This window comes from Oryzomonas rubra (assembly GCF_008369015.1).
Taxonomy (GTDB): domain Bacteria; phylum Desulfobacterota; class Desulfuromonadia; order Geobacterales; family Pseudopelobacteraceae; genus Oryzomonas; species Oryzomonas japonica.
Map to the genome: position 1 here is coordinate 13,941 of NZ_SRSD01000008.1, position 23,720 is coordinate 37,660.

Annotated in this window: 26 protein-coding genes; 9 read left to right on the top strand and 17 right to left on the bottom strand. The window is 60.6% G+C overall.

Going from position 1 to position 23,720, the window contains the following annotated elements:
* Positions 1 to 166: 166 nt before the first annotated feature.
* From ET418_RS12955 to ET418_RS12980, 6 genes are all read left to right on the top strand, one after another.
* The gene (locus ET418_RS12955; RefSeq protein WP_149308162.1) at positions 167 to 625 is read left to right on the top strand and encodes a hypothetical protein; all 459 of its coding nucleotides are present in this window, start codon (positions 167 to 169) and stop codon (positions 623 to 625) included.
* 542 nt (positions 626 to 1,167) lie between these two features.
* Entirely contained in the window at positions 1,168 to 1,770 is a 603-nt protein-coding gene (locus ET418_RS12960) for a nitroreductase family protein (RefSeq protein ID WP_149308163.1), read from the top strand.
* 35 nt (positions 1,771 to 1,805) lie between these two features.
* Entirely contained in the window at positions 1,806 to 1,994 is a 189-nt protein-coding gene (locus tag ET418_RS12965) for a hypothetical protein (RefSeq protein ID WP_149308165.1), read from the top strand.
* A gap of 97 nt (positions 1,995 to 2,091) precedes the next feature.
* Positions 2,092 to 2,634, top strand: a complete 543-nt coding sequence (locus ET418_RS12970) for an NADH peroxidase (RefSeq protein ID WP_149308167.1) — start codon at positions 2,092 to 2,094, stop codon at positions 2,632 to 2,634.
* Between the two features lie 334 nt (positions 2,635 to 2,968).
* Positions 2,969 to 3,607, top strand: a complete 639-nt coding sequence (locus ET418_RS12975) for a CerR family C-terminal domain-containing protein (protein ID WP_149308169.1) — start codon at positions 2,969 to 2,971, stop codon at positions 3,605 to 3,607.
* Positions 3,608 to 3,740: 133 nt separating this feature from the next.
* Entirely contained in the window at positions 3,741 to 4,964 is a 1,224-nt protein-coding gene (locus ET418_RS12980) for a multidrug effflux MFS transporter (protein WP_188055539.1), read from the top strand.
* Positions 4,965 to 5,049: 85 nt separating this feature from the next.
* Here the strand turns inward: ET418_RS12980 and ET418_RS12985 are convergent, their stop codons facing one another.
* The 9 genes from ET418_RS12985 to ET418_RS13025 all read right to left on the bottom strand — a co-directional run bounded on the left by ET418_RS12985 (position 5,050) and on the right by ET418_RS13025 (position 13,512).
* Complete coding sequence (locus tag ET418_RS12985) at positions 5,050 to 5,676, bottom strand: SH3 domain-containing protein (protein ID WP_188055541.1); 627 nt, start codon at positions 5,674 to 5,676, stop codon at positions 5,050 to 5,052.
* Between the two features lie 80 nt (positions 5,677 to 5,756).
* Positions 5,757 to 6,539: a glycine zipper family protein gene (locus ET418_RS12990; RefSeq protein ID WP_188055543.1), complete on the bottom strand. Its 783-nt coding sequence runs from the start codon at positions 6,537 to 6,539 to the stop codon at positions 5,757 to 5,759.
* Between the two features lie 106 nt (positions 6,540 to 6,645).
* Positions 6,646 to 7,107 carry a Spy/CpxP family protein refolding chaperone gene (locus ET418_RS12995; RefSeq protein WP_188055545.1) on the bottom strand — a complete coding sequence of 154 codons (462 nt, stop codon included), beginning with the start codon at positions 7,105 to 7,107 and terminating at the stop codon, positions 6,646 to 6,648.
* A gap of 234 nt (positions 7,108 to 7,341) precedes the next feature.
* Entirely contained in the window at positions 7,342 to 8,856 is a 1,515-nt protein-coding gene (gene cobA / locus ET418_RS13000) for a uroporphyrinogen-III C-methyltransferase (protein WP_246153066.1), read from the bottom strand.
* A 23-nt stretch (positions 8,857 to 8,879) separates the two neighbouring features.
* Complete coding sequence (gene hemC, locus ET418_RS13005) at positions 8,880 to 9,830, bottom strand: hydroxymethylbilane synthase (RefSeq protein ID WP_149308178.1); 951 nt, start codon at positions 9,828 to 9,830, stop codon at positions 8,880 to 8,882.
* 202 nt (positions 9,831 to 10,032) lie between these two features.
* The gene (sfsA, locus tag ET418_RS13010) at positions 10,033 to 10,725 is read right to left on the bottom strand and encodes a DNA/RNA nuclease SfsA (protein ID WP_149308180.1); all 693 of its coding nucleotides are present in this window, start codon (positions 10,723 to 10,725) and stop codon (positions 10,033 to 10,035) included.
* A gap of 18 nt (positions 10,726 to 10,743) precedes the next feature.
* Positions 10,744 to 12,045, bottom strand: coding sequence for a glutamyl-tRNA reductase (gene hemA, locus ET418_RS13015; RefSeq protein WP_149308182.1), 1,302 nt, complete (start codon positions 12,043 to 12,045; stop codon positions 10,744 to 10,746).
* A gap of 61 nt (positions 12,046 to 12,106) precedes the next feature.
* Complete coding sequence (gene ccsB / locus ET418_RS13020; protein WP_149308184.1) at positions 12,107 to 12,922, bottom strand: c-type cytochrome biogenesis protein CcsB; 816 nt, start codon at positions 12,920 to 12,922, stop codon at positions 12,107 to 12,109.
* Entirely contained in the window at positions 12,919 to 13,512 is a 594-nt protein-coding gene (locus ET418_RS13025) for a precorrin-2 dehydrogenase/sirohydrochlorin ferrochelatase family protein (protein WP_149308186.1), read from the bottom strand. Before ET418_RS13025 ends, ccsB begins: the two co-directional genes overlap by 4 nt.
* Positions 13,513 to 13,732: 220 nt before the next feature.
* Between ET418_RS13025 and trxA the strand changes: the two genes are divergently transcribed.
* Positions 13,733 to 14,062: a thioredoxin gene (trxA, locus tag ET418_RS13030; RefSeq protein WP_149308187.1), complete on the top strand. Its 330-nt coding sequence runs from the start codon at positions 13,733 to 13,735 to the stop codon at positions 14,060 to 14,062.
* A gap of 4 nt (positions 14,063 to 14,066) precedes the next feature.
* On the top strand, positions 14,067 to 14,591 hold the full coding sequence (locus tag ET418_RS13035) for a TlpA family protein disulfide reductase (RefSeq protein WP_149308189.1): 525 nt from the start codon (positions 14,067 to 14,069) through the stop codon (positions 14,589 to 14,591).
* Here the strand turns inward: ET418_RS13035 and truA are convergent.
* The 4 genes from truA to ET418_RS13055 form a co-directional block, all read right to left on the bottom strand.
* On the bottom strand, positions 14,566 to 15,351 hold the full coding sequence (gene truA, locus ET418_RS13040) for a tRNA pseudouridine(38-40) synthase TruA (RefSeq protein WP_149308191.1): 786 nt from the start codon (positions 15,349 to 15,351) through the stop codon (positions 14,566 to 14,568). The two genes, ET418_RS13035 and truA, sit on opposite strands and share 26 nt — an antisense overlap.
* A gap of 3 nt (positions 15,352 to 15,354) precedes the next feature.
* Positions 15,355 to 16,266, bottom strand: a complete 912-nt coding sequence (gene hslO / locus ET418_RS13045) for an Hsp33 family molecular chaperone HslO (protein ID WP_149308193.1) — start codon at positions 16,264 to 16,266, stop codon at positions 15,355 to 15,357.
* Positions 16,267 to 16,403: 137 nt separating this feature from the next.
* Positions 16,404 to 16,607 carry a 2-hydroxymuconate tautomerase family protein gene (locus ET418_RS13050; protein ID WP_149308195.1) on the bottom strand — a complete coding sequence of 68 codons (204 nt, stop codon included), beginning with the start codon at positions 16,605 to 16,607 and terminating at the stop codon, positions 16,404 to 16,406.
* Between the two features lie 81 nt (positions 16,608 to 16,688).
* Positions 16,689 to 17,678 carry an AI-2E family transporter gene (locus tag ET418_RS13055; protein ID WP_149308197.1) on the bottom strand — a complete coding sequence of 330 codons (990 nt, stop codon included), beginning with the start codon at positions 17,676 to 17,678 and terminating at the stop codon, positions 16,689 to 16,691.
* Here ET418_RS13055 and ET418_RS18180 point away from each other — a divergent pair.
* Positions 17,677 to 17,817: a hypothetical protein gene (locus ET418_RS18180; protein ID WP_188055547.1), complete on the top strand. Its 141-nt coding sequence runs from the start codon at positions 17,677 to 17,679 to the stop codon at positions 17,815 to 17,817. The two genes, ET418_RS13055 and ET418_RS18180, sit on opposite strands and share 2 nt — an antisense overlap.
* A gap of 129 nt (positions 17,818 to 17,946) precedes the next feature.
* Here the strand turns inward: ET418_RS18180 and fdhE are convergent, their stop codons facing one another.
* The 4 genes from fdhE to fdnG form a co-directional block, all read right to left on the bottom strand.
* Complete coding sequence (fdhE, locus tag ET418_RS13060) at positions 17,947 to 18,882, bottom strand: formate dehydrogenase accessory protein FdhE (protein ID WP_149308199.1); 936 nt, start codon at positions 18,880 to 18,882, stop codon at positions 17,947 to 17,949.
* Positions 18,879 to 19,511: a formate dehydrogenase subunit gamma gene (locus tag ET418_RS13065; RefSeq protein ID WP_149308201.1), complete on the bottom strand. Its 633-nt coding sequence runs from the start codon at positions 19,509 to 19,511 to the stop codon at positions 18,879 to 18,881. The genes fdhE and ET418_RS13065 overlap by 4 nt, the downstream gene beginning before the upstream one ends.
* Positions 19,508 to 20,386 carry a formate dehydrogenase subunit beta gene (gene fdxH, locus ET418_RS13070; protein ID WP_149308203.1) on the bottom strand — a complete coding sequence of 293 codons (879 nt, stop codon included), beginning with the start codon at positions 20,384 to 20,386 and terminating at the stop codon, positions 19,508 to 19,510. Before fdxH ends, ET418_RS13065 begins: the two co-directional genes overlap by 4 nt.
* Positions 20,387 to 20,543: 157 nt before the next feature.
* On the bottom strand, positions 20,544 to 23,696 hold the full coding sequence (fdnG, locus tag ET418_RS13075) for a formate dehydrogenase-N subunit alpha (RefSeq protein ID WP_476703888.1): 3,153 nt from the start codon (positions 23,694 to 23,696) through the stop codon (positions 20,544 to 20,546).
* Between the last annotated feature and the right edge of the window lie 24 nt (positions 23,697 to 23,720).

Genomic DNA, 23,720 nt, shown 5'->3' on the forward strand with positions numbered 1-23,720 from the left:
AGAATGATGGTAATCCCGAGCGAACTCGCATCTTGATCATAGTCGAGTTCAGGAACTGCTGAACGTAGTGGCCCGTGGCGGGAACTTAATTACAAAGCTATACGGATCAGATAACCATTATTTCTCTACATTCCAGAGGGTGATCAACATCCAGAACTTCAACTCAATGCATAGCAACAATTATCATCACGTTAGCGACGTAGCTGGAATTTTGAAGGCTGTTAAATCAGACATTGAATCGGGGATGCTTTCGAACTTCAAAAGTTTAGCTCAGGCTGAGGTCTTTGCTGACTTTTTTGAGATGGCAGAGCACCTTTTATTGGAGGGACACAAGGACGCTTCAGCAGTACTATTGGGAGCGGTGCTAGAAGATACCCTCCGAAAGGTTGCGGAATCACACAGCATCAAAACAACAGGCCCCAAAGGGAATAATCTCACAATAGATCCGCTGAGTAATGAGATTGCAAAGGCTGGGGTCTACGGGCCGCTTGTGAAGAAACAAATCACCTCTTGGGCGAATTTGAGAAATGATGCCGCACACGGTCACTTCGACCAATACGACGAGGCGCAAGTAAAACAAATGCTACTGTTTGTTCAAAAGTTCTGTGCGGACTACTTGCAATGACGGTGTGAAAGACTCCCAATCAATAGTTGGAACACTTTTAGGACAAATTCACATTTGAGAAAAGGGGGGTCCCAACTCTCGTGTGGACTCGGTCGCGGCTGAAGAACCTGCCGCGCCGGTCACGTTCATATCCGTTATAGTAATAGATCCTCTTCCTATTGCTCACTTTTGTCCGTGCTGGGGACCCCGCACGGACTCGATCAAATATGCTCATCTCAGTGACAACTTTTATTGGCATTTGCCCTTCTGCTAACCAATTGATTTATCGTATTCATGAGTGACAACATTTATTGGCATTTTGCACGCTGTGAAACCGGTAACCTATCGGTTGTCATTGGAAAGCGGGTGGCAAAAAATGTTCTTGACTCTTTGCTTCAAGCGATTTAGTTTAACATTAAATCGTTTAGCACTAATCAAATGTGAGACCTGCGGGCGATGAGGACCAGTTGCTTACAGCGGGGCAGGGAAACAGCGATACTACTGCTGTCGACCTGACCAGCCACGGAAGCAGTCTTTCAACAATCAAAAAAAGGAGATGTTTTATGAAGAGTTCATTTTGGGATGCCGTAAAGACGAGAAGATCCTACTACACCATCAGCAAAGAACGCGTCACCACTGATGAGCGGATCGAGGAGATCGTGGGGGAGGCGGTAAAGCATGTGCCGTCATCGTTCAATTCCCAGAGCGCCCGGGTGGTCATCCTCCTTGGCGAACAGCATGATCGGTTGTGGGATCTGACCAAGGACGAATTGCGGAAGATTGTGCCGCCGGAGAGTTTTCCTGCCACTGAAGGCAAGATTGATGGAGCGTTTCGCAGCGGTTACGGCTCGATTCTCTATTTTGAAGAAACCAGAGTCATCGAAGGGTTGCAGCAGAAGTTTCCGTTATACCAGGATAACTTCCCCGTCTGGTCCAACCAGTCCTCAGGCATGTTGCAGTTTGCCATCTGGACGGCTTTGGAGATCGAGGGATTCGGCGCCACATTGCAGCATTACAATCCGGTTATCGACGAGGCGGTAAAAACCGCCTGGAACATCCCGGCAACATGGAAGCTGATGGCCCAGATGCCGTTCGGCAAGCCGGTTTCCCAGCCTGACGAAAAAGAGTTCCAACCTTGTGCAGAGCGGATAAGACTATTCAAATAGCTTTTGCAGCTACCACGATAAAGGAGCATAATGCCATGGCACCAGAGACCGGAAACGATACCTGCAGCGCTCGTGAGGAACACCAAGGTCACCTCTGCGAATTGGAAAGCCAGCAGGAGTGGGACATTATCAAGCAGGTCACGGACCAGCCCACCGTTAGGTGCGAGAACTGCGGCAACGTGGCAAATTCCCCCAGAAACGTCTGCATGCCTGGAGATTTATAGGGATAGTCGGTTACGGTTTCCCTGTGGCACGCCGTGCAGTAAAACCCGCCTTAAGGCCAGCACGATAAAATCACCTGCAAAGGAAAAGGAGAGTGTAATGAAGAAATTCGTCTGTACCATCTGCGGCTATGTTCACGAAGGAGATGCTCCACCGGCCGAATGCCCTCAATGTAAGGCCCCGGCGGAGAAATTCGTCCTGAAAGACGACCGCGATCTTAGTTGGGCCGATGAACACCGGATCGGTGTCGCACAAGGAGTCGATCAGGAGATTATCGAAGGTCTCAGAAGTAACTTCATGGGCGAATGCACCGAAGTCGGCATGTATCTGGCCATGAGTCGTCAGGCTGACCGCGAAGGACATCCCGAAGTTGCCGAGGCCTATAAACGGATCGCTTTCGAGGAAGCGGAGCATGCCGCCAAGTTTGCCGAGTTGCTGGGAGAAGTCGTCAAAGCCGACACCAAGGCAAACCTTACGGTGCGTGTTGAAGCGGAAAACGGGGCCTGCAAGGGCAAAAAAGAGTTGGCTACCAAGGCCAAGCAACTCAATTACGATGCCATTCATGACACCGTTCATGAGATGTGCAAGGACGAAGCCCGCCACGGGCAAGTCTTCGCCGGACTACTGAAACGTTACTTTTAAAATGTTTGGCTAAAACACAGGCTTTGAATACCCACTGTCCGGGTGAAATAAAGTAACCCGGACAGTGCCAAGCCTGCTCCATGCTGATGTTGCCTGCCCCGCCGGCTCAGGCCGGGCCAAACTGCGCGTTCAAAATAAGCCGCTGTTGCCTACTTTCCCCCGTCGGTCCCCTCCCCATTCTTTACCTCGACGCCAAAGAGCAGCGTTGCCCCTTCGAAATTGCCCTTCCGGTGAAGCTTTGCCAAACGCCCTACCCATCTTTTTTTCGCTTGACTAATTCAAATAAACATTTCAAATTAAAAATTGAAATTATAATTTGTTTCATTGGGGCATTATGACACGGAAGAGATCACATACCACCAGGGACAAGATACTGTCAGCGGCCTGCGACGTGTTTGTGGAGAAAGGGTTCCGCGAGGCCACGGTGGCGGAGATATGCAAGCGCGCCAGCGCCAACATCTCTGCCGTAAACTATTACTTCGGCAGCAAGGAAGCCCTTTACCAGGAGACCTGGCACCACTCTTTTGCCGAATCGATGAAGGCACACCCGCAAGACGGCGGGGTGAGCGAAGACGCGTCCGCCGAAGATCGTCTGCGTGGTCAGCTGAAAGCACTCATAGAGCGAATTGCCGATGAAAACACCAGGGATTTCTTCATCTCACAGATGGAGGTGGCCAACCCGACCGGGCTGCTGGAAGAGATCATGAGACTGGAACTCGATCCGCTGCGCGACAAAACCATGTCCGTTGTGCGTGAACTGCTCGGCCCCGAGGCCACGGAACGGCACATCAATTTTTGCGAAACATGCATCATCAGCATGTGTGTCCACCCCATGGTGATGCAAAGGGTTCGGGTTCGACATGGGGCGGCAAACATTGGCCCGCCCGCTGCCTTCGACAATCTTACGGCATTTGTCGACCATGTGGTGACCTTCGCCATGGCAGGCATTGCCGCCATCCGCGGACAACGATAGAAAAATTTCTCCGGTAAACCTGAAACGGCATTTATCCCTTATCTGGCTATGACGACCTGCCTGCCGAATGCTTGTTGCGGCATTTTTCCCAAAGAAGGGCATGCCCCTTTCCGATCAACCACCGAGGTACCACATGCAGGAAAATTCCATCCAACTCACCGAGTTGCAACCTCTTGAAAACAAGACGACCGTCAACATCAACAAAATCACCCTGATCTTGGGTATGCTCTTTGTCTTTGCCCCCCTGTCCACAGACATGTACCTCTCCAGCTTTCCGAGCATCGCGGTAAGCCTCGGCTGCCGTGTGGAACAGGTGCAGTACAGCCTTTCCGCGTTTGTCTTCGGCCTGGCGGCGGGCCAGTTGTTCTACGGCCCACTGACCGACCGGTTCGGCAGGCGGCCTCCGCTACTGGCCGGTGTCGCCATTTTTACCCTGACGTCCCTTCTGGCCATATGGGCGCCGAATATTGCAATCTTTACCGGTCTGCGCCTCCTGCAAGCCGTGGGGGGCTGTGCCGGGATGATTATCAGCCGGGCCGTGATCCAGGATCTCTTCGATGAACAGCAGGCGGCCCATGCCTTGTCGGCGGTGATGGTCGTACAGGGGGTGGGGCCTATTGCGGCGCCGATCATTGGGGGTTATATCCACCTGGTAGGTGGTTGGCAGGCCGTGTTCGTGTTTCTGACACTCTTCGGGGCGGCATGCTTCATCCTCGCTGCGCGAGGCTTGCCGGAAACCCTGCCGACGCGCGACCGCCAGAGACAAGGGCCCGGCCAGGTACTCAAGGCCTTTGGCAACCTGATACGGCAACGGGATTTCATGGTTCCGACCCTTGCCAGCAGCCTGATTTTGGCCTCCATGTTCGCCTTTATCAGCGGATCGCCCTTTGTTTTCATGGGTCTGCACGGTGTGAGCCAGCAACAATACGGGTGGCTGTTCGGCGTCAACACCGTGGGCATGGTCGCAGCAAGCCAGGTCAACAGGTTGTTGCTGCGGCGCCTCTCCCCCCGGACCATTTTTGTCAGGGCCTTGCTGGTACACATCGTTTCGGCGGTACTGTTGCTCGCCGTGGCCACTACCACCCACCTGGCATTGCTGATGCTGCCGCTCTTCTTTTGCCTTGCCACGATCCCGGTAATCGGCGCCAACGCCATAGCCAGGGCCATGGCCCAAAGCGGTCGCCACGCCGGCGGTGCTTCGTCCCTTGTCGGCGTGATGCAATTCGGCTTGGCAAGTCTTGTCAGTGCACTGGTCAGTATGCTGCACAATGGCACGGCCTATCCCATGGCCGGCATGATCCTGACGTGCGGACTACTGGCCGGGGGTGTCCTGGTTATCGGCCGGAGGCGTGCCTGATCCCATGGCCAGAGCAAAAAAAAAGGCCCCTGCTCCGGGGCCCCATGCTTCATTCTCTCAATAATGTCGATGTCCATACCCACGCCTACCCCTGGGGAACCGGCTTCATCGGCGTGACGAACCGTTCCATAACCCAGCCGCGCTCGCCGTTTGTCAACTCCACATAGTACCAGTCCGGCACCTTGCCGAGCACGTTCAGCACCGTTCCCCGGCCGACCTCGGTCAGGATATCCTGCTCCAGGCTCGGGCCGCTGCGCACATTCAGCAGTTCGCTCTCCACCACGACCCGCTGGCCGGACTGGTCGGCGCTCGGCGCGGGGGTTACCGCCGTCGCCGGCGGCTCCACCACCACATACCCCTCGGGGGCCTGCCGATAGTAGATGCCGTTCAATTCATAGTAGGTAAGCCCGCCCACCACGAGGGCGGCAAAACCCAGGGGGAGCGTGGGGACGATCAGGCCAAACGGCGGCGCGACCAGAAAGAAGCCATCACCCCCCCGGCGATAATAGCGGCCCCGGGTGAAATAGAACGAATCCCTGCCGTACCCTATGACCCGGTGTTCCCGGGGCAGTTCCCGAAAACGCGGTCCCGACCAGTATGCGGGTGGAGGCGACCGCCATGCCCACGCATCCCCGAACGTCATAAGTGACGTCCCGAGGAGCGCCAGACACGCTGCCAGCGGATACCATCCCCGTTTCTTGAACATTACCATACCCATTACCTCCTGTTTTCGCCTTGTGGTGCGCCGTAGCCTTTCACTCTGTTCGCGGGGGGCGGGCCCCACATGGGACATTAGCCGTCGGCAGGCGTCGGCCGCACGGTTGATTCGGGCAGAATCCGGGGTGATTCGCCCGGCGTGAACGGCAACAGCAGGATCTGTTGAACCCCGCTGCTGCGAAAGCGGATCTGCAGCCGCAACGCCTTGGCGCTTTGGGCCTCGCCCGGAAAAAAGATGAACCCGCTGGCCAGTGAGCCGGCAGGGATTGCCTTGCCCTCTATCACCTTTTCGCGAACATCGCCGGCAATCCGCGCCCGCTCTTCCCGATCATCGGCCTTTGATGCTCCGCCGATGACGGCGCCGCCGGCTGCGCCCAGAACGCCCCCCGTTATCGCCGCACTACCGGCCCTATGGCCGGATACGACCCCCAGGGCTAAGCCAAGAATGGAACCGGCAGCGGCGCCGTACATGGCCCCTTTGCCGGCACCGCTGCCGATTGCCCCTCCGGCGGTCGCCGTATCGACACGGCCTATTGCCTCCCCTTGGGTCAGGACCTTCCAGTAACGGTTGTTGCTATCAATGAGGAAGGTTTGCGCCGCCATGACCTCAACCCCCTGCCCGCTTTGGTTGTCCAGCACCAGTTGGATCGGGAGGAGGCCGGCGCTGCGGACATCGAAGCCAAAGGCGTCGTCTGCCTTGGCGGGATCGGCGAATGCCTCGGCCCCGACACTCAAACCGTTTACCTTCAAAGAGGTGGCGTTATCCTGCGGGGCGAGAAAGGGGACCGACCTGCTTTGGTACGCGACGCACCCCGTAAGATGGGCGGCAATAACCATGACGCTCAGAATTTTCTTCATCGCTCAACTCTCCAGAAACGCAAAAACAGCCAACCCGCACGGGCCGGTCTTGTGGATTCATCTGTTGGGCGCCTATCCCCCAACGGTGATAGGCGCCCCCCTCCGGCTACTTATCCGTGGCTTCGGAGTGTTTCTGCCGCAGCGTCTTCAGCTTGGCAAGCTGGTCCGGCGTCAGAATGGCCCGGAACTGGGCGCCGACCTTGGCTTTGTTGATATTCAGGTCCGCCTGGATGCCGGCAATCTTGGCGGTTTCGGCGCGGATGGCCGCTTCGTCGATGCTGTCGGCGTGGAGCAGCGCCTCCAGGTTTTTACGTTCCGTACGGAGGTTGGCGACAATCGGCTTCACCACATCCCTGTTCCCCTGGAAGATCGCCTTGGCCTGGGCCTTCTGGGCGTCGGTCAGGCCAAGTTTGCCGAAGAGTTTACCCATGTGCCTGTGCTGCTGCTTGCCGCAGCCGCCGTCGTCCCAACCGCCATCGTGTGCCTGTGCAATGCCGGCAAACGCCGTCACTGCCGTAATACAAAGCATCGCCGCAATTCTCTTGATACCGTTGTGAGAATTTCCCATGATTTTGTACCTCCGGTAAAATAATGACATCTACCTTCTAGACACCACGACTCCCGAAAAGGTTACTATGCCCTGAAAAACCTTTTTGTATCAGGGGACTGGGTGGCGCTAACCATGAGTGTCGGTGGAGGGGGAGGAGAAAAGGGACGCGGATGCACGCGAACGGCAAGCACTGTGGCTTGCGGCAAGGGAAGCCGCACGTCATCGCTTGATCGCGACGCTGGTTTGGACGACCTAGCGGATGGAACGGTAATGGCGTTCAATCTCTTCGACCAGATGCGCCAGGGTAGAGTTGGGCGGCTCTATGTCGACCTTGAGTCCCAGGCTCCGGCAGGCCTTGGAGGTAATGGCCCCGATGCTGGCCACCGACACCCCCTTCAGCATGTTCACCAAGAGGTCGCTGCCCAGCATATCGGCCAGGTTGTGGACCGTGGACGAGGAGGTAAACGTGATGCAGTCGACGGTGCGCTTTTCTAGGGAAAAGAGCGCCTCGGGCGGCAACCGGTCCGGCATGACGTTGCGGTAGGCGACCGGGCTGTCCACCTGGGCTCCCATGCGTTTCAACTCACAGGGGATGACCTCGCGCGCCTTGTCGGCGCGGGGGAAAAGGACCCTGGTACCGTTCATTGCCAGCTTGGCGAATTCGGCCACCACCCCTTCAGCCTTATAATCCGAGGGGACCATGTCGGGGAGAATGCCGCAGGCGCGTATCGCTTCGGCCGTCTTCGGTCCCACTGCACAGACCCGGCAGGTCCCCACCGCCCTGGCATCCAGGCCCAGGAGGGCGAGACGCTGGAAAAACCGGCGAGCCCCATTGACCGAGGTCAGCACCAGCCAGTCATAGTCGCTCATGCTCCGGATGGCGCTATCCAGCGGCTCCCAGGATTCCGGGTCCACCAGTTTGATGGTGGGGCACTCCATAACCGTCGCCCCGCGGTCGGTCAGCATGGCGGCAAATTCCCCGGCTTGGTCGGCGGCGCGCGTCACCAGTATCTTGCGGCCGAAAAGCGGGCGGTTGTCGAACCACCGCAACCGGTCTCTCAACGCGACCACCTCGCCGACAATGGTCACGGCCGGCGGCTTGAAGCCGATAGCCTCGGCCCGGTCGGCGATGTCGCCCAAGGTGCCGATCAAGACCTGCTGTGTCGGTGCCGTTCCCCAGCGTACCAGCGCCACCGGCGTCTCCGGGCTTCTGCCGTGCCGCAGCAAACGCTCCATGTTGCTCCGCAGGGTGGTGATCCCCATATAAAAGACCACCGTGCCGTTGCCCAGGGAGAGTCGGTCCCAGTCAATGGCCGACTCGCTCTTGTCTTTGCCCTCATGACCGGTGACAAAGGCCACCGAGGCGGTGAAATCGCGGTGGGTCAGGGGAATGCCGCTATAGGCCGCCGCACCGACCGCTGCGGTAACTCCCGGTACGACCTGGAAGGGCACCCCGGCCGCGCTCAGGGCCTCGCATTCCTCGCCTCCCCGCCCGAAGACGAAGGGGTCGCCCCCCTTGAGCCGGACCACGATCTTCCCCTCGCGCCCCTTTTCCACCAGCAAACGGTTGATCTCCTCCTGATCCTGATTGTGGCGGCCGCCGATCTTGCCGGCGTAAATCAGTTCCGCATCGGCCGGCGCATGGGCCAGGAGTTGCTCGTTGGCCAGGTAATCGTAGATCACCACCTGGGCCCGCTGCAGGCACTCCACCCCCTTGAGGGTGATCAGCCCCGGATCGCCGGGGCCGGCGCCGACAAGATAAATCATCCCGGTATGCTGCGACGGATTGCTCATGGATGTGAAGGGGAACCGATCTCCCTCTGGTAGACCTCTTCAAGGATGGTCTTGCCACCCTCGCCCAGGAGCTGGTCCGCCAGCTGGATGCCCAGCTTCTCGCATTCCGCGACCGGACCGCTGACCTCGCCCCGTACGGAACGCTGACCATCCACCGCGGCGATGAAACCGACCAGGCGCAAGACCCCGCCGTTGACCGTTCCATGAGCCGCAATGGGCACCTGGCAACCGCCCTCGCAGCGTTTCAGCAGGGCGCGTTCGGCCCGTACCGCGTAGCTGGTGTCCGGGTGGTTGAAGAAGTCGATGGTCTCCGTGATCACGGCGTCGTCCAGACGGCACTCGATACCCAGCGCACCCTGGCCGATGGCCGGGATGGAGAGATCCGTGTCCAGGTATTCGGCGACCTTTTCGGTGAAACCGAGCCGTTTCAAGCCGGCTGCGGCCAAGATGACGGCATCCAGGTTATCGTCTTCCAGCTTGCGGATGCGGGTTTCCACATTGCCGCGGATAATGACCATCTGCAGGTCGGGGCGCACCTTCAAAAGCTGGGCCTGGCGGCGCAGGGCGCTGGTGCCGATGCGGGCTCCCTGGGGCAATTGGCTGAATTTGACGTTGCGGGAGATGACGGCATCGCGCGGGTCTTCCCGCTTGGTGATGCAGTGCAGCCCCAGCCCTTCCGGGAACTCGGTCGGGACATCCTTCATGCTGTGCACGGCGATGTCGATCTCCCCCCGCAGCATGGCCTCTTCGATCTCCTTCACGAACAATCCTTTGCCACCGACCTGGGCCAGGGGAACGTCAAGGATCTTGTCGCCGATGGTCTTGATCTTGGTCAGGGTGACCTCCATGCCGGGATAGCGCTTCTCCAGCTCGGACTTGACCCAGTTGGCCTGCCAGAGGGCCAGTTGACTGGCGCGGGTGCCGATGCGTAACTGTTTGGGGGGCATAATCTGTCTCCATTCACGGGGAAATTCAAACAAATTCAAAAAAACACATCAACGTCTGCCACAGAGACACAGAGGCTCACAGAGAAAGGCGAAATGCTTTTCGGGAAAAGCAGGAATGTTGTCTTTTGGCCTGTCTTGCTTTTCCGGTTTTCTCTGTGTCTCTGTGTCTCTGTGGCAGATTATGCCGTTTAGCTTTCAAGCCTTACACGATGACCGGCAACCGCTCCGTCAGCCTGATCTCCTGGGGCGTCACCAACGCCCGGTAGGCCAGGGCCTCCACGCCGTTGTCCAGGGCCAGCCTGAGCAGCCGCCCGTATTCCGGGTCAATGGCGTCGGCCGGGGAAACGCTGGCGCCGTCTCCGCGCTGGACCGTGAAGAAGATCACCCCCCGGTCCCCCTCCCCGACGACCCGCATCAACTCGCGCAAATGCTTCTGGCCGCGGGTGGTGACGGCATCCGGGAACAGGGCCCGGTCGCCTTCCACCAGGGTGACGTTCTTGACCTCCACAAAGCAGCGTCCCTCTACCCCTTCCAGGAGCAGGTCGATACGGCTGTGCTCGCCATAGGGCACCTCGGGCCGGATCGTCCCGTACCCCTGCAACTCCGCCACCGTGCCGTCTTCGATCGCCTCCCGCGTCAAGCGGTTGGGCAGGGCGGTGTTGATGCCGGCCCAGAAGCCGTCCGCCTCCACCAGTTCCCAGGTGAGAGGGTATTTGCGCCCCTCGTTGGCGCTGCGGGAGAGGTACACCCGGCTGCCGGGGACGGCACACCCCTTCATGCTGCCGGAGTTGGGACAGTGGACGGTGACAACCGTGCCATCCTCCAGTTCCACATCCGCCAGAAACCGTTTGTAACGCTTGACCAGGCGGCCCGCAATCAGCGGCGGCAACCTCATGGCCGGGTGCCCCGTGCGCTACACTTCAAGTTCCAGCTCTTCGTGCTCTTCGAGGACAGCCTCGAGTTCAAAGAGTTGCCGCAAGCCGTCCACGTACAGGTCCACACGCCCCCCCTGGCCGGCCTTCTTCAGCACCGTGGTGGGGGTATGGAGCAGTTTGTTCATCATGGCCATGGTCAGGGCCTCCAGGCGCTTCTCCGCGTCGGGGGGCAGGTCCTTCCAATTGGACAGGGTCTTTTCCAACTCCGCCCGGCGGATCTCGTCGAAGTGGTTGCGCAGGGCAACAATGGTGGGGGTGACCTCCAGGGACGCGAGCCACTTGAAAAACTGGCCGATCTCCTGGTTGATGATCTCCTCGGCCTTCTCGGCCTCCAGGCTGCGCTGGGCCAGATTGGCCTGGACGATCTCCTGTAGATTATCCACCGTGAAGAGGTAGGCGTTCTCCAGGTCGTCCACCTTGGGGTCGATGTCCCGGGGCACGGCGATGTCGATGAAGAACATCGGCTTGAACTTGCGCCGCTTGACCACATCCTCCACGTCCTTGGGGCCGATGATGACATGGGGGGCGCCGGTGGAGGAGAGGACGATGTCGGCCCGGTGAAGGTGCTGGAACAGCTCCTCGAAGCGCACCGCCTCGCCGCTGAATTCCTCGGCCAGGCGTTCGGCCCGCTCGAAGGTGCGGTTGGTCACCATCACGCCGCGGGCGCCGCTGTTCATGAAGTGCTTGGCGGCCAGTTCGCACATCTCGCCGGCGCCGATCAGCATCACGGTCTTGTCGGACAGGCTGCCCAGGATCTTCTTGGCCAGTTCAACCGCGGCAAAGGCCACGGAAACCGCCGAAGAGGCGATTTTGGTCTCGGTGCGCACCCGCTTGGCAACGGAAAAGGCCTTGTGGAGAAAGCGGTTCAGGATGATGCCGGATGACTTGTATTCTGCGGCGTAGCCGTAGGAGGTCTTGATCTGACCCAGGATCTGGGGTTCCCCCACGACCATGGAGTCCAGACTCGACGCAACCCGGAAGACATGACGGATGGCCGCTTCGGAATGGTAGCTGTAGAGGTGGGGCTCGAGGGATTCAAGGGGGATATGGTGATATTCCGCCAAGAAGCGCTTGATCCGGGCGATGCCCCCCGCGATGTCGCGGGTTGTGGCATAGATCTCGACCCGATTGCAGGTGGAGACGATCACCCCCTCGACGATCTCGTCGAGGGCGACCAGTTCGTGGAGCGGTTTCTCGATCAGGTTGGGCGAAAATGCGACCTTTTCCCGTATTTCAACGGTTGCGGTCTTATGGGAGAGACCAACGACGATAATATTCATTCAGCACGCATTCCTTACAGCATGTGATAACTGCTGAAACGATGAGCTAGAGTACGATATCCTATTTATAGCTGTGGAGGCCGGGCAGCCACATGTTCACCCCGATAAAGGTAAACAGCATGATCAGAAACCCTGCGATGGAGAGCAGGGCGGCGCGCTTTCCGCGCCAACCGGTGGTCATACGGCCGTGCAGAAGGGCGGCATAGATGAACCAGGTGATCAGCGACCACGTTTCCTTGGGGTCCCAGCTCCAGTACGTACCCCAGGCCTTTTCGGCCCAGATGGCGCCCGAGATGATCGCAACCGTCAAGAGCGGAAAACCGATGGTCAGGCAGCGATAGTTGATGTCGTCAAGGGTGTCGAGGGAAGGCAGCTTCTGGAACAGGGCGCCGAATTTCTTTTTCTTGAGAAAATGCTGCTGGATCAGGTAGATCACGGCAGCGGCGAAGGCGATGGTGAAGGTCGCATAACTGACGAAGGCCATGATGGTATGCACCCACAGCCAGCCGCTCTTGAGGGCCGGGTTGAGCTCCTTGATCACCGACGGGAAGGCGCTGGAGCCGATGATCATGAGAAGCGCCAAGGGGATGACGAACGAGCCCAGGATGGCGATCTTGTACTTGCGCACGAACAGGAGGAACGCCCCCACAATGACGAGGCTGAAGAAGGAGAGGGACTCGTGCATGTTGGTGATCGGCAGGTAGCCGGCCGAATTGAAGCGGTGGATGGTGGAGAGGAGGTGGGCCACAAAACCGGCGGCGACCAGCCGGCTTGCCCACGTCGCCACGCCCTGCGTCGTACGCAGCAGATAGCCAAGGTAGAGCGCGGTAGCCAAACCGTACAACACCAGGGTGCAATAGAAGAAAATCTGGCTCATGAAATGTCCTTGGGTGCGGAAAGCTCGGCGATCAGGCATCTCGCCTTCGTGCGTAAAATCGCTTTATTGTATGTGGTGCCATTCCCTTCCGTCAATAGCTTTTCTCGGTCGGCGGCCAGTTGTTCCACAATATCTGCGTAATCATTGCCAATCATGCCGGCGATGGCGTCGCGCACCTCGGCGGCGAGGGCCGGGCAGCGGCCGCCCGTCGAAACGGCGATCTCCAGCCCTCCCCGCCGCAAGACCGCGGGGAAATGGCAATCTCCCGCCTCTGGCTGGTCGGCAACGGAAACAAGAATGCTTCTCTCCCCGGCCTCGAGCGCCACCCTGCGGTTCACGGCGGGGTCATCGGTTGCTGCCACCACCAGCGTAACGCCGTCCAGGTCGGCGGTCTCATAGCCGCCGCTCCGTATCGTCACGGCGCCGGACGCTTCCTGTTCCCGTATCGCGGGTAGTACCGCCGGGGCGACGACCCGGACCACGGCCCCCGCCTCGCGCAAGGTCTGCAATTTACGGGCGGCCACCTTCCCGCCCCCCACTATCAGGACGGCCCGTTTCCCCATATCTATGTTCAGGGCAAGGTACGACATCGGTTCCCTTCCGCAAAAAGCCCCCGCCCGACCCGCTCACTTGTGCCGGGCGGTGCGGAGAGGCGGGGTGGAATCGTCGATTTTGATCGAAGAATTGCCAACATACAACCTTTCGTCCCGTAATTCAACAAATGGGATCCCTACTGAGTTTATTCTTGATTTTTTCCCCGGCTGGTATATCATTTTTCAAATATGAACCCACCAAAAGGAGATGTTTTTTATGTCCAGTGAAAAGGTACTTGCATTCACCGATGCAAATTTTGAGCGCGAGGTAATCCAGTCCGATATCCCGGTGCTCGTTGATTTCTGGGCCACATGGTGCGCCCCCTGCAAGGCCATCGCTCCGCTTGTCGATGCGGTTGCCGACGAATATGCCGGCAAGGTCAAGGTCGGCAAGGTCAATGTGGACGAAAATCAGGCAACACCCGGCAAATACGGCGTGCGCGGCATTCCCACCATCATCCTGTTCAAGGGGGGGGCCGTCGTCGACCAGATCGTCGGAGCGGTTCCCAAATCCCAGTTGGACGCCCTGATCGCCAAGGCGCTCTAACAACATGATGAAGCGTATCAGACCTGTCCGCGGGCTTGTCATGGGCCTTGCCATAACCGGGCTCATAGCCCTGCTGCCGGCCCAGCTCCTGGCCCTGCCCAAGGCGGGGCAGCCGGTCCCCGCGTTCAAGGTGGTCACCACGGCGGGCCAGCCGGTGTCCCTGGAAAACTACCGGGGATATGTGCTGGTCATAGATTTCTTTGCCACATGGTGCGAACCTTGCCGCATGTCCATCCCCCATCTGGTGAAGATGAACCAGAAATACGGAAAGCAGGGGTTGCAGGTACTGGGTATGAGTGCCGATGAGGATGGGGAGCGCGTCGTCAAATCGTTTGTCGCGGAACATCACATCAACTATCCCGTCGCCCTGGCGGGAGACCCGGTTACGGAAGGGTTTGGCGTCCGCTCGGTGCCGGTCATGATCGTCATCGACAAGAAGGGCAAGGTTGCCGAGGTATTCAGAGGGTTTTCCGACGAGATCGGCAGTTCCATGGAGGTTCTGGTCAAAAAGCTGCTGGCTGAAAAATAGACTCATCTTCATCCCTGCCATCCGGGGGATAAAAAACCTTCATCAGGCAGAGTCCACAGGCCGGCGCCGTAACGCCGGCCTTTTTTCTATCCCGGTTCTGCAGCAGCCAGGCGATGTGGTCCGGAGCAAAACGCCCCTTGCCGATATCGACCAGCGTCCCCACCATGACCCGGACCATGTTTTTCAGGAATCCCTCTCCCACCACATCGATGAAAAGAAAGCCATCCTCCTGCCGCATGGTAACGGAGTCGATCCTCCGTACCGTCGTTTTGGCGACGCAGTTGGAGGCCCTGAACGCCGCGAAATCGTGCCGCCCCTCAAACGCCGGCAGGGCCGCGCCCATGGCCTCCAAGTCGAGCCGTTCCTTGACCTGCCAGGCGTGGAAGCGGTGCAACGGCGAGCGCACCGGGGAGAGGAGAATGGTGTAGCGGTAGTGCTTGGCCAGGGCGTCGCCGATCGGTTTGAAACCGGCCCGGACCTCGTTGGCATCGATGATGGCGATATCCGCCGGCAGAAACCGGTTGGTCCCCTCGACGAAGGCGCGCAACGGCAGGTCCCGGTGCGTCGTAAAGGCAGCCGCCATGCCCCGGGCGTGCACCCCTGCGTCGGTTCGCCCCGACGAGCGGAGCCGCACCGATTCTCCCAGCAGGCGTTCCAGGGCCTCCTCGATGACCTGTTGTACCGCCAGGCCATTGGGCTGGATCTGCCAGCCGGAATAATTGGTGCCGTCGTACTCTATGGTCAGCTTGATGGTCCGCATCCGTCAGACGCCGGCCGGCGTACGGGACCGGGCGGCAAGCGCCGCCAGTTCGGCCTCGTCGAAATGGTACCGTTGCCGGCAGAACTCGCAGGTGATATCCGCTCCCTGCTCCTTCTCCCCCATGTCCCTGAGTTCATCCGGCCCCAAGGTCAGCAGGGCGCGCTCGACCTTTGCCTTGCTGCAGCCGCAGCGGAAGAACACCTCGCGCGTCTCCAGCAGGTTGTAGGCCATGCCGCCGAAAAGCCTGTTCATGATCGCTTCAGGCCCGCCCTCCTGCAAAAGCGTGCAGAGCGGCGGCAATTCCGCAATCCGCCGCATCATCTCGTCGATCTCCGCGCTGTCCGCCTTCGGCAGCGCCTGGACCAGAAAACCGCCGCACAACGCTACGCCACCCTCCTCATTCAGCGAGGCGCTCAGGCCGACAGCCGAGGGGACCTGCTCCGAGTCGGTCAGGTAGTAGGCCAGGTCGTCGCCGATCTCGCTGCTGCGCAGTTGCACCATGCCGTGGTACGGTTCCCCGCCCATCCCCAGGTCCTTTGAGACCGTGAGAAAACCGGCGTGCCCCAGCACCCCCGGGACATTCCACCTCCCGTTCAGCGGTTCGGCCTCGGCGCCGGGATCGCCGACGCATCCCCGCACCGCGCCATCCGCATCCGCCTCGATGATCATCTTGCCCATGGGGCCGTTGCCCTCGAATTTCAGCGCCACCCTCTGGCCCGGCTTGAGCTGGGCTCCGAGCAATGCGCCACCGGCAAGGCCGCGGCCCAGGGCCACGCTTACCGTGGCCGATGCCCGTTGCAGCGAGCAAATCTCACGGGCAAGGCCGCTGACGCTGCACGTCAACACGCGTAGCCCGCCTGACGCGCTCATGGCGCGGACAATAGTATCGGTCATGATATCTGTCTCCTTTTTCAACCTCTCACAAGGGTACAAGTTCCCGGCGATGGCGGCAACCATATTTCTCAGCCAGGGTGCGCGGCATAAAAAGGCCGCATCCCAGGATGCAGCCTTTGCAAAACACTCCCTTCATCGGCGGTTATTGCCGCTTGGGTTCAGGCCTTCCGTTTCCGCAGCGTGGTCACGCTCTCCCCGCCGATGCCCCAGTTGTCCGTCTCCACCTCGTCGATCACCACCACCGTGGTGGCCGGATTCTTCCCCAGCACGTCCACCAGTAGTTGGGTGGCCCCCCTGATCAATTGCTCCTTCTGTTCGGCGGTCGCCCCTTCACGGGTGATCCTGATATTCACGTACGGCATGTCGTTACCTCCTGGGGCTCTTGCAAAAGTCCCCTTATCCCGTCGAGGGGGGGAGTCTCTACTTGCCCGGCCGCCTTGACGTCAGATTATCCCCTGCTCCTTGACCTCCGCCTTGAGCCAGGCATACACCACCGGAGCCGCCACCAGTCCCACAAGGCCAAAGACGGCCTCCATGAGCAGCATGGCGCTCAAGAGTTCCCAGGCGGTCGCCTGGACCTCATGCCCCACGATTCTGGCGTTCAAAAAATATTCGGCCTTATGGATCACCACCAGAAACAGCAGTGACGCGACGCCGACCCCTGGGGAGACGCCGAGGCTGATCACGACGATCACCGAGTTGGACACCAGATTGCCCACCACGGGGAGCATCCCGACAACGAACGTCAGCAGGATCAGAACCGTCGCCATGGGGAGGTGGACGCCGAAGAGCGGCAGCGCGATCAGCAGGTAGACGGCGGTCAACGTCGTGTTGAGGGCCGAGATCTTCACCTGCGCGAAAACCACCTTGTCGAAGGCCGTGGCAAGCGCACGCAGCCTGGAGCGCAGCGCCCCCGTGAACGGCGGCACCTGGTCGTGCTCCTTGAAATGATGGACGGCAGCCATTCCGCCGACGACCATGCCCAGCAGGATATGGGCAAAGACCTTGAGCCCCTCCATACCGGCGATTGAGATCTTCTGGACATGATCGCCCAGCATCTCGACCATCTGCTGACGCAGCCCTTCAATGGTCGTCGGCAGCACCTCGGCAACCGAGGCGGGGAGCGCCCGGCGCAGACTGCCGAATGTCTCGACCACCATGGCGAGCAGGGCGCCGATGCCTTGGCTGCTGCCGATGAAAGACCAGGCGACGGCGCACGCGCTGGTCAGGCAGGCGATGACGCACATGACGACAACGCCCAGGGCGACCGTGTGCGCAACGCGGTTCATGTTTTTGGGGAGGTGGCGGGCGAGCTTCAAGGTCAGCACATACACCGCAAGGCCGGCAAACGCGGCCGGCAGCAGATGGAAGTGCAGGACGGCCACGGCGGCCGTTACGGCCAGGATATAACTGATCATGGTAGAGCGGGGCATGGGTACCTTCTCACTTGGGTCGAAATCCGGGGTGGGGTTGCAGGGGACCGTGCCGGTGCGTCGTCTCGCCACTCGCCGGGTCCGGGTCAACCACCGCCGCACCGGAGATTATCACGAATGGCTTCTCTGTTCCACATAAAGGCGCGCCCAATGCCGTTACCGCTGCGGCGTCAATGCCGAAGCCGTGAATCAATCCCACCAAAAAAGGCACCCGGATCGCCTCCGGGTGCCACTGGTTGTATCATTTTATCGCAGCATGATCACCGCTTCAGGCCTCCTCCACCTCGCCGCCGGGATGGAGGAACAGGTTCGGGCCGCCGCGCACCTTCCCCGCCTCTGCCATCAGCATATCCAGCGCCAGGGTGGCCAGGTCGTCGGCCGTGGCTTCCATGCGGCCGTCCTTCTCCAGATACAACAGCTTCAGGTAGGCGTTGCAGTCCGGGCAGCTCTCCGCCTTGACCGCGCCGTTGGTCCCCTCCAGGCTGTAGTAGCCGATCCCTTCGGTGGCCTCGCAACTGCTGCACTTGAGCCGCACCATGTGCCACTGGGTGGCGCAGAGGGAGCAGGAGAGGTAGCGCAGCCCCTGTTTCGAGCCGTTGGCGTGGACGATGCCGGAGGCCGGCGCCGAACCGCACACCGGACAGACCCCGCCCGCTTCCAGCCGGGCAAAGGCGTGTTCCCCCAGGGCCGTGGCCATGTGCACCCAGTAGGCCTGGAGGGCGGCGGCGACAAAGGGGAGTTCCGGGGGAGGGACGGCGGCCTGATCGCCCGCCAGTATCTTGTCGGCCAGATCATCCAGCCTGCATTCAGCAGTAGCCAACAGCCCCGCCGCGGCTTCGCGGGCGGCAGCGGGTACCTCCGCCCCGGCCATGCGGCGCAGGATCAGGGCCAGCCCCTCCCGCCAGGCCGGATTGCGGCGCCAGGAGCGGGCAGCCAGGAGCGGCATGCCGTGCTCGCGGCAGAGCGACTGTTCTTCTGGGGTGGGAGGAGGCAAGGAGGGGAACCGGTCCAGGGCCTCCTGCTGGGCATCGGCCAACAGCGCCAGGAAGCCCAGGTAATCCGCCAGGGAATGGCCCGAGGCAAGGAGCCGGAAACGCTCGGCGCGGCGGGCGAACAGGTCGCGTTCGGCCAGGAACAGAAAACGTATCTCCCCGGCCGGCGGTTCGATCTGCCCCGGCTCAAGCTGCTGGTCTTCGTTGCTCATTTACGTCCTCCCGTCATCTCCCGGAACCATGCCGGGTGGTGCTGTTTCGCCCAGGCGCGTCTAACCTTGCCGTACAGCATGGCGCCGATGCTCTCCTTGGTCCAGATGGCGAGATAGATGTGGCCCATGATCAGGGAGATCATCCCCGCCCCGGTCGCGGCATGCACGACCGCGGCCAGGCGGATCACACCGGGGGGGAACAGGAACGAGAAATAGGCGCGCCACATGACGATGCCGGAGAGGGCGAGCAGCGTCATGCAGGCGGCCAGCAGCCAGAACAGCAGCTTCTGGCCGCCGTTCAGCTTGCCCGCCTCCGGCATGTTCCGGTCATCGCCGCCCATCATCTCGCGGGCATGGCGCAGCCACTCCCAATCACTCGGCGTCAGGACGCACAGCTTCCGGAACCGGAAGAACATGCTGCCGAAGGAGAAGATCAGCGCTACCCCGATGAAGGGGTGGAGGATGCGCGTCCAGACGCCGCCGCCAAAGAGCTGGCTCAAGGGGTAGAACGCGGGGTGGAACAGCGCCAGACCGGACAACGCCAGGAGGATGAAGGCAAACGCCACCAGCCAGTGGTTGACCCGCTCGGGAGCCGTATAACGGTCTAATTTATCGGGATCTCGTTTCATTCCTCGAACTCCTTCTCGATCTCTTCCGAGACCTCGTTGGGACCCTTGGTCACGTAGTGGATAAAGGCGCCGGCGGCGACCACGCCGAGGGCCAGGGAGGCCAACGGCTTGGTCGCCCCCTTCCAGAGCTCGACCATGGCGCCGATGGAGGGGTCCTTGGAAAGACCGCTGTAGATCTCGGGCTTGTCCGCATGGTGCAGCACGTAGATCACGTGGGTACCGTCCACCCCTTTGGGGTCGTAGATCCCCGCCTTGGCGAACCCGCGGCTCTTGAGGTCCGCGATCCGCTCTTCGGCGTGGTGAAGCATCGCCTCCTTGGAGCCGAACACGATGGCGCCGGTGGGGCAGGTCTTGACGCAGGCCGGTTCCAGCCCCGCCGCCACCCGGTCGGAGCAGAGGGTGCACTTGTAGACCTTGCTGTCCTTCCGGGACAGGCGGGGGATGTTGAACGGGCAGCCGGTGATGCAATAGCCGCAGCCGATGCAGTTTTCCTCGTGGAAATCCACGATGCCGTTGCTGTACTGGACGACGGCGCCGGGGGCCGGGCAGGCCTTGAGGCAGCCCGGGTTGGCGCAGTGCATGCAGCCGTCCTTGCGGATCAGCCATTCGAGTTTCCCCGGTTCCAGTTCCACCTCGGCATAGCGCATCACCGTCCAGGAGTTTTCGGTCAGGTCCGTGGGGTTGTCCAGGACGCCGTGGTTGATGCCCACATCGTCCCGCAGGTCGTTCCACTCCATGCACGCCACCTGGCAGGCCTTGCAGCCGATGCACTTGGTGACGTCGATCAGCTTGGCCACCTCCATGGTCCGGCGCTGGCCGGGCGAAGGAGTGGTGGTGGCGGAACGGCGGGTTATGTCCAGTGATTGCAGTGCCATGATCCATCTCCTATCAAGGTTGTTGAAAAACAGCCATCTCGCCTCCGTCCTCGAAAGCCCTTTTGTGCGGCGTAGCGCTGCTACGCCTCCTCGGGGCTTGTCTAGCGGGTGCGACGATCTGACTATTTTTGAACAACCTGAGTTTTTCAACAACCTTCTAAGCCTTCTCGATGTTGACGAGGAACGACTTGAATTCCGGCGTCTGGGTGTTCGCGTCCCCCACGAAGGGGGTCAGGGTGTTGGCCAGGTAGCCGCTCTTGGCAACCCCCTTGAAGCCCCAGTGGAACGGGATGCCCACGTGGTGGACGGTCTGGCCGTTCACCATGAGCGGCCTGATGCGCTTGGTCACCACCGCCACCGCCTTGATGAAGCCGCGATGGGACCAGACCTTGACCCGGTCACCGGCCTTGATCCCCTTCTCCTTGGCTAACTGCTCGCCGATCTCCACGAACTGCTCCGGCTGCATGATGGCCGACAGCTTGGTGTGCTTGGTCCAGAAGTGGAAGTGCTCGGTGAGGCGGTAGGTGGTGCCGGCGTAGGGATACTCCTTCCCCTTGCCGAAGGCCTCCAGATCGCCCTTGAACACCCGCGCCGCCGGGTTGCTGATCACCTTCGGGTGCAGGGGGTTGGTGTCGATGGGGGTCTCGAACGGCTCGTAGTGCTCGGGGAAGGGGCCTTCCGCCATCTTGTCCAGGGCAAAGAGCCGCCCCACGCCCTCCGTTTGCATGATAAAGGGGTTCATCCCCTCGCTGGGAGGTGAGTCCGCCTTGAAGTCGGGCACGTCGGGGCCGGTCCACTTGGCGCCGTCCCAGTACACCAACGTGCGCTTCGGGTCCCACGGTTTGCCGGACGGGTCGCAGGAGGCGCGGTTGTACAGGACGCGCCGGTTGGCCGGCCAGGCGAAGGCCCAGTTGAGGGTGTTGCCCAGGCCCGAGGGATCGGAGTTGTCCCGCCGGGCCATCATGTTCCCCTTCTCCGTCCAGGCCCCCGAATAGATCCAGCAGCCGGACGAGGTGGTGCCGTCGTCCTTGAGTTGGGCGAAGCCGTCCAGTTGCTGCCCCTTCTTCAGGACGACCTTGGTCGGGTCCTTGGGGTCGGTCAGGTCGGCCAGGGCCTTGCCGTTGTACTCCATGGCCAGCTCGTCGGGTGCCGGCGCGTGGGGGATTCTGTAGTTCCAGGTGAGGTTCATGAGCGCGTCCGGGAAGGCGCCCCCCTCTTTTTTGTACAACTCCCGCAGCTTGAGGAAGATGCCGGCGATAATGTCCGTATCGGGCTTGGCCTCTCCCGGCGGCTCGGCGCCCTTGTAGTGCCATTGCAGCCAGCGCCCGGAGTTGGTGAGGGAGCCGTTCTCCTCGGCGAAGCAGGTGGAGGGGAGGCGGATCACCTCGGTCTGGATCGTGGCCGGGTCCACGTCGTTGAATTCGCCGTGGTTCTCCCAGAAGCATGAGGTCTCCGTGGCCAGGGGGTCGATCACCACCAGGTATTTCAACTGGGACATGGCCTTGCTCAGCTTGGCCCGGTTGGGGAACGCGGCCAGGGGGTTGAAGCCCTGGCAGACGTAGCCGTTCAGCTTGCCCCGGAACATCAGCTCGAACACCTGGAGCACGTCGTACACCTTGTCCAGCTTGGGCAGCCAGTCGAAGCACCAGTTGTTCTCCTTGGTCGCCGTGTCGCCGTACCAGGATTTCATCAGGCTGACGTGGAACTTGGGATAGTTCTGCCAGTAGGACATCTGGCCGGGGCGCACGGGCTTCTGGGTCCGCTTGTCCACGTAGGCCTGGTAGTCGGCCTCCGTATCCCGGGGCAGGGTGAGGTAGCCCGGCAGGGCGTCGGACAGAAGCCCCAGGTCGGTGAGTCCCTGGATGTTGGAGTGGCCCCGCAGGGCGTTCATCCCCCCGCCGGCCATGCCCATATTGCCCAACAGGAGCTGCACCATGGCCGCGGTGCGGATCATCTGCGATCCCACCGAGTGCTGGGTCCACCCCAGGGCGTACATGAAGGTCAGGGTGCGGTCGGGCACCGAGGTGGTGGCGATGGTTTCGCACACCTTGAGGAAGGCGTCTTTGGGGGTGCCGCAGATGTTGCTCACCGCCTCCGGCGTGTAGCGGGAGTAGTGCTGCCTGAGCAGTTGCAGCACGCAACGGGGGTGCTGCATGGTCTCGTCCACCGCGGCAAAGCCGTCCGCCCCGATCTCGTAGGACCAGGTGGATTTGTCGTATTTGCGCCCCGGTTCGTCGTAGCCCGAGAACAGGCCCTCGTCGAATTTGAACCCTTCGTTGACGATGAAGGTGGCGTTGGTGTAGGCCTTGACGTATTCGTGCTGGATCTTGTCGTGGGAGAGCAGGTAGTTGATCACCCCCCCCAGGAAGGCGATATCCGTGCCGGTGCGGATGGGGGCGTAGTAGTCGGCGACCGATGCCGAACGGGTGAAGCGGGGGTCCACCACGAGCAGCGTGGCGTGGTTGTGGGCCTTGGCCTCGGTCACCCATTTGAAGCCGCAGGGGTGAGCCTCGGCGGCGTTGCCGCCCATGACGACGATGACGTTGGCGTTCTTGATATCAACCCAATGGTTGGTCATTGCACCGCGACCGAATGTGGGGGCCAAACTGGCCACCGTTGGTCCGTGTCAGACTCGGGCCTGATTGTCGAAGGCCAGGGCCCCCAGGCTGCGGATGGCCTTGTGGGTGATGTAGCCGGATTCGTTGCTGGAGGCGGAGGCCGCCAGGAAGCCGGTGGTCACCCAGCGGTTGACCGTGACGCCGGCGGCGTTTTTTGCTACGAAGTTCTTGTCCCGGTCGTCCTTCATCAGCCGGGCCACCCGGGTAAACGCCTCGTCCCAGGAGATGCGCTTCCACTCCCTGGAGCCGGGGGCGCGGTATTCCGGGTACTTGAGCCGGTTTTCGCTGTGGATGAAATCCACCAGCCCCGCGCCCTTGGGGCAGAGGGTGCCGCGGTTCACCGGATGGTCCGGATCGCCCTCGATGTGGAAGATCGCCGACTCGGCGTTTTTCGCCCGGTCCCCCAGGCTATGCATGATCAGACCGCAGCTCACCGAGCAATAGGGACAGGTGTTGCGGGTCTCGGTACTGCGGGCCAGCTTGAACGTGCGGACCTCTGCCTGCGCTTCGCCGGGTGAAAAGCCCAGCATCGCGATGCTGGAACTCCCCAGCCCGCCAGCAGAAATCTTGAAAAACTGCCTACGCGTCACTTTCATTGCCACGCCTCCTCTAGTTAGTCGGATACCGAGCATGTTGGTCAACATGCTAATTTTTTTATATGTTACTATTCTATTGCCACAATGGCCAAACATCAACCCCCGACAAAAATTATTTTG

What these genes read in the sequence shown, in the direction of transcription:
- ET418_RS12975 (WP_149308169.1), top strand. Translation starts at nt 2,969, where the DNA reads ATGACACGGAAGAGATCACATACCACCAGGGACAAGATACTGTCAGCG.
- ET418_RS13065 (WP_149308201.1), bottom strand. Translation starts at nt 19,511, where the DNA reads ATGAAACGAGATCCCGATAAATTAGACCGTTATACGGCTCCCGAGCGG.
- hemA (WP_149308182.1), bottom strand. Translation starts at nt 12,045, where the DNA reads ATGAATATTATCGTCGTTGGTCTCTCCCATAAGACCGCAACCGTTGAA.
- ET418_RS12985 (WP_188055541.1), bottom strand. Translation starts at nt 5,676, where the DNA reads ATGGTAATGTTCAAGAAACGGGGATGGTATCCGCTGGCAGCGTGTCTG.
- ET418_RS12970 (WP_149308167.1), top strand. Translation starts at nt 2,092, where the DNA reads ATGAAGAAATTCGTCTGTACCATCTGCGGCTATGTTCACGAAGGAGAT.
- ET418_RS12995 (WP_188055545.1), bottom strand. Translation starts at nt 7,107, where the DNA reads ATGGGAAATTCTCACAACGGTATCAAGAGAATTGCGGCGATGCTTTGT.
- ccsB (WP_149308184.1), bottom strand. Translation starts at nt 12,922, where the DNA reads ATGAGCCAGATTTTCTTCTATTGCACCCTGGTGTTGTACGGTTTGGCT.
- cobA (WP_246153066.1), bottom strand. Translation starts at nt 8,856, where the DNA reads ATGATTTATCTTGTCGGCGCCGGCCCCGGCGATCCGGGGCTGATCACC.
- sfsA (WP_149308180.1), bottom strand. Translation starts at nt 10,725, where the DNA reads ATGAGGTTGCCGCCGCTGATTGCGGGCCGCCTGGTCAAGCGTTACAAA.
- ET418_RS13055 (WP_149308197.1), bottom strand. Translation starts at nt 17,678, where the DNA reads ATGCCCCGCTCTACCATGATCAGTTATATCCTGGCCGTAACGGCCGCC.
- ET418_RS12955 (WP_149308162.1), top strand. Translation starts at nt 167, where the DNA reads ATGCATAGCAACAATTATCATCACGTTAGCGACGTAGCTGGAATTTTG.
- ET418_RS13050 (WP_149308195.1), bottom strand. Translation starts at nt 16,607, where the DNA reads ATGCCGTACGTGAATATCAGGATCACCCGTGAAGGGGCGACCGCCGAA.
- fdhE (WP_149308199.1), bottom strand. Translation starts at nt 18,882, where the DNA reads ATGAGCAACGAAGACCAGCAGCTTGAGCCGGGGCAGATCGAACCGCCG.
- ET418_RS13035 (WP_149308189.1), top strand. Translation starts at nt 14,067, where the DNA reads ATGATGAAGCGTATCAGACCTGTCCGCGGGCTTGTCATGGGCCTTGCC.
- ET418_RS18180 (WP_188055547.1), top strand. Translation starts at nt 17,677, where the DNA reads ATGGGTACCTTCTCACTTGGGTCGAAATCCGGGGTGGGGTTGCAGGGG.
- ET418_RS12960 (WP_149308163.1), top strand. Translation starts at nt 1,168, where the DNA reads ATGAAGAGTTCATTTTGGGATGCCGTAAAGACGAGAAGATCCTACTAC.
- trxA (WP_149308187.1), top strand. Translation starts at nt 13,733, where the DNA reads ATGTCCAGTGAAAAGGTACTTGCATTCACCGATGCAAATTTTGAGCGC.
- ET418_RS12980 (WP_188055539.1), top strand. Translation starts at nt 3,741, where the DNA reads ATGCAGGAAAATTCCATCCAACTCACCGAGTTGCAACCTCTTGAAAAC.
- ET418_RS12965 (WP_149308165.1), top strand. Translation starts at nt 1,806, where the DNA reads ATGGCACCAGAGACCGGAAACGATACCTGCAGCGCTCGTGAGGAACAC.
- truA (WP_149308191.1), bottom strand. Translation starts at nt 15,351, where the DNA reads ATGCGGACCATCAAGCTGACCATAGAGTACGACGGCACCAATTATTCC.
- ET418_RS13025 (WP_149308186.1), bottom strand. Translation starts at nt 13,512, where the DNA reads ATGTCGTACCTTGCCCTGAACATAGATATGGGGAAACGGGCCGTCCTG.
- hemC (WP_149308178.1), bottom strand. Translation starts at nt 9,830, where the DNA reads ATGCCCCCCAAACAGTTACGCATCGGCACCCGCGCCAGTCAACTGGCC.
- fdxH (WP_149308203.1), bottom strand. Translation starts at nt 20,386, where the DNA reads ATGGCACTGCAATCACTGGACATAACCCGCCGTTCCGCCACCACCACT.
- ET418_RS12990 (WP_188055543.1), bottom strand. Translation starts at nt 6,539, where the DNA reads ATGAAGAAAATTCTGAGCGTCATGGTTATTGCCGCCCATCTTACGGGG.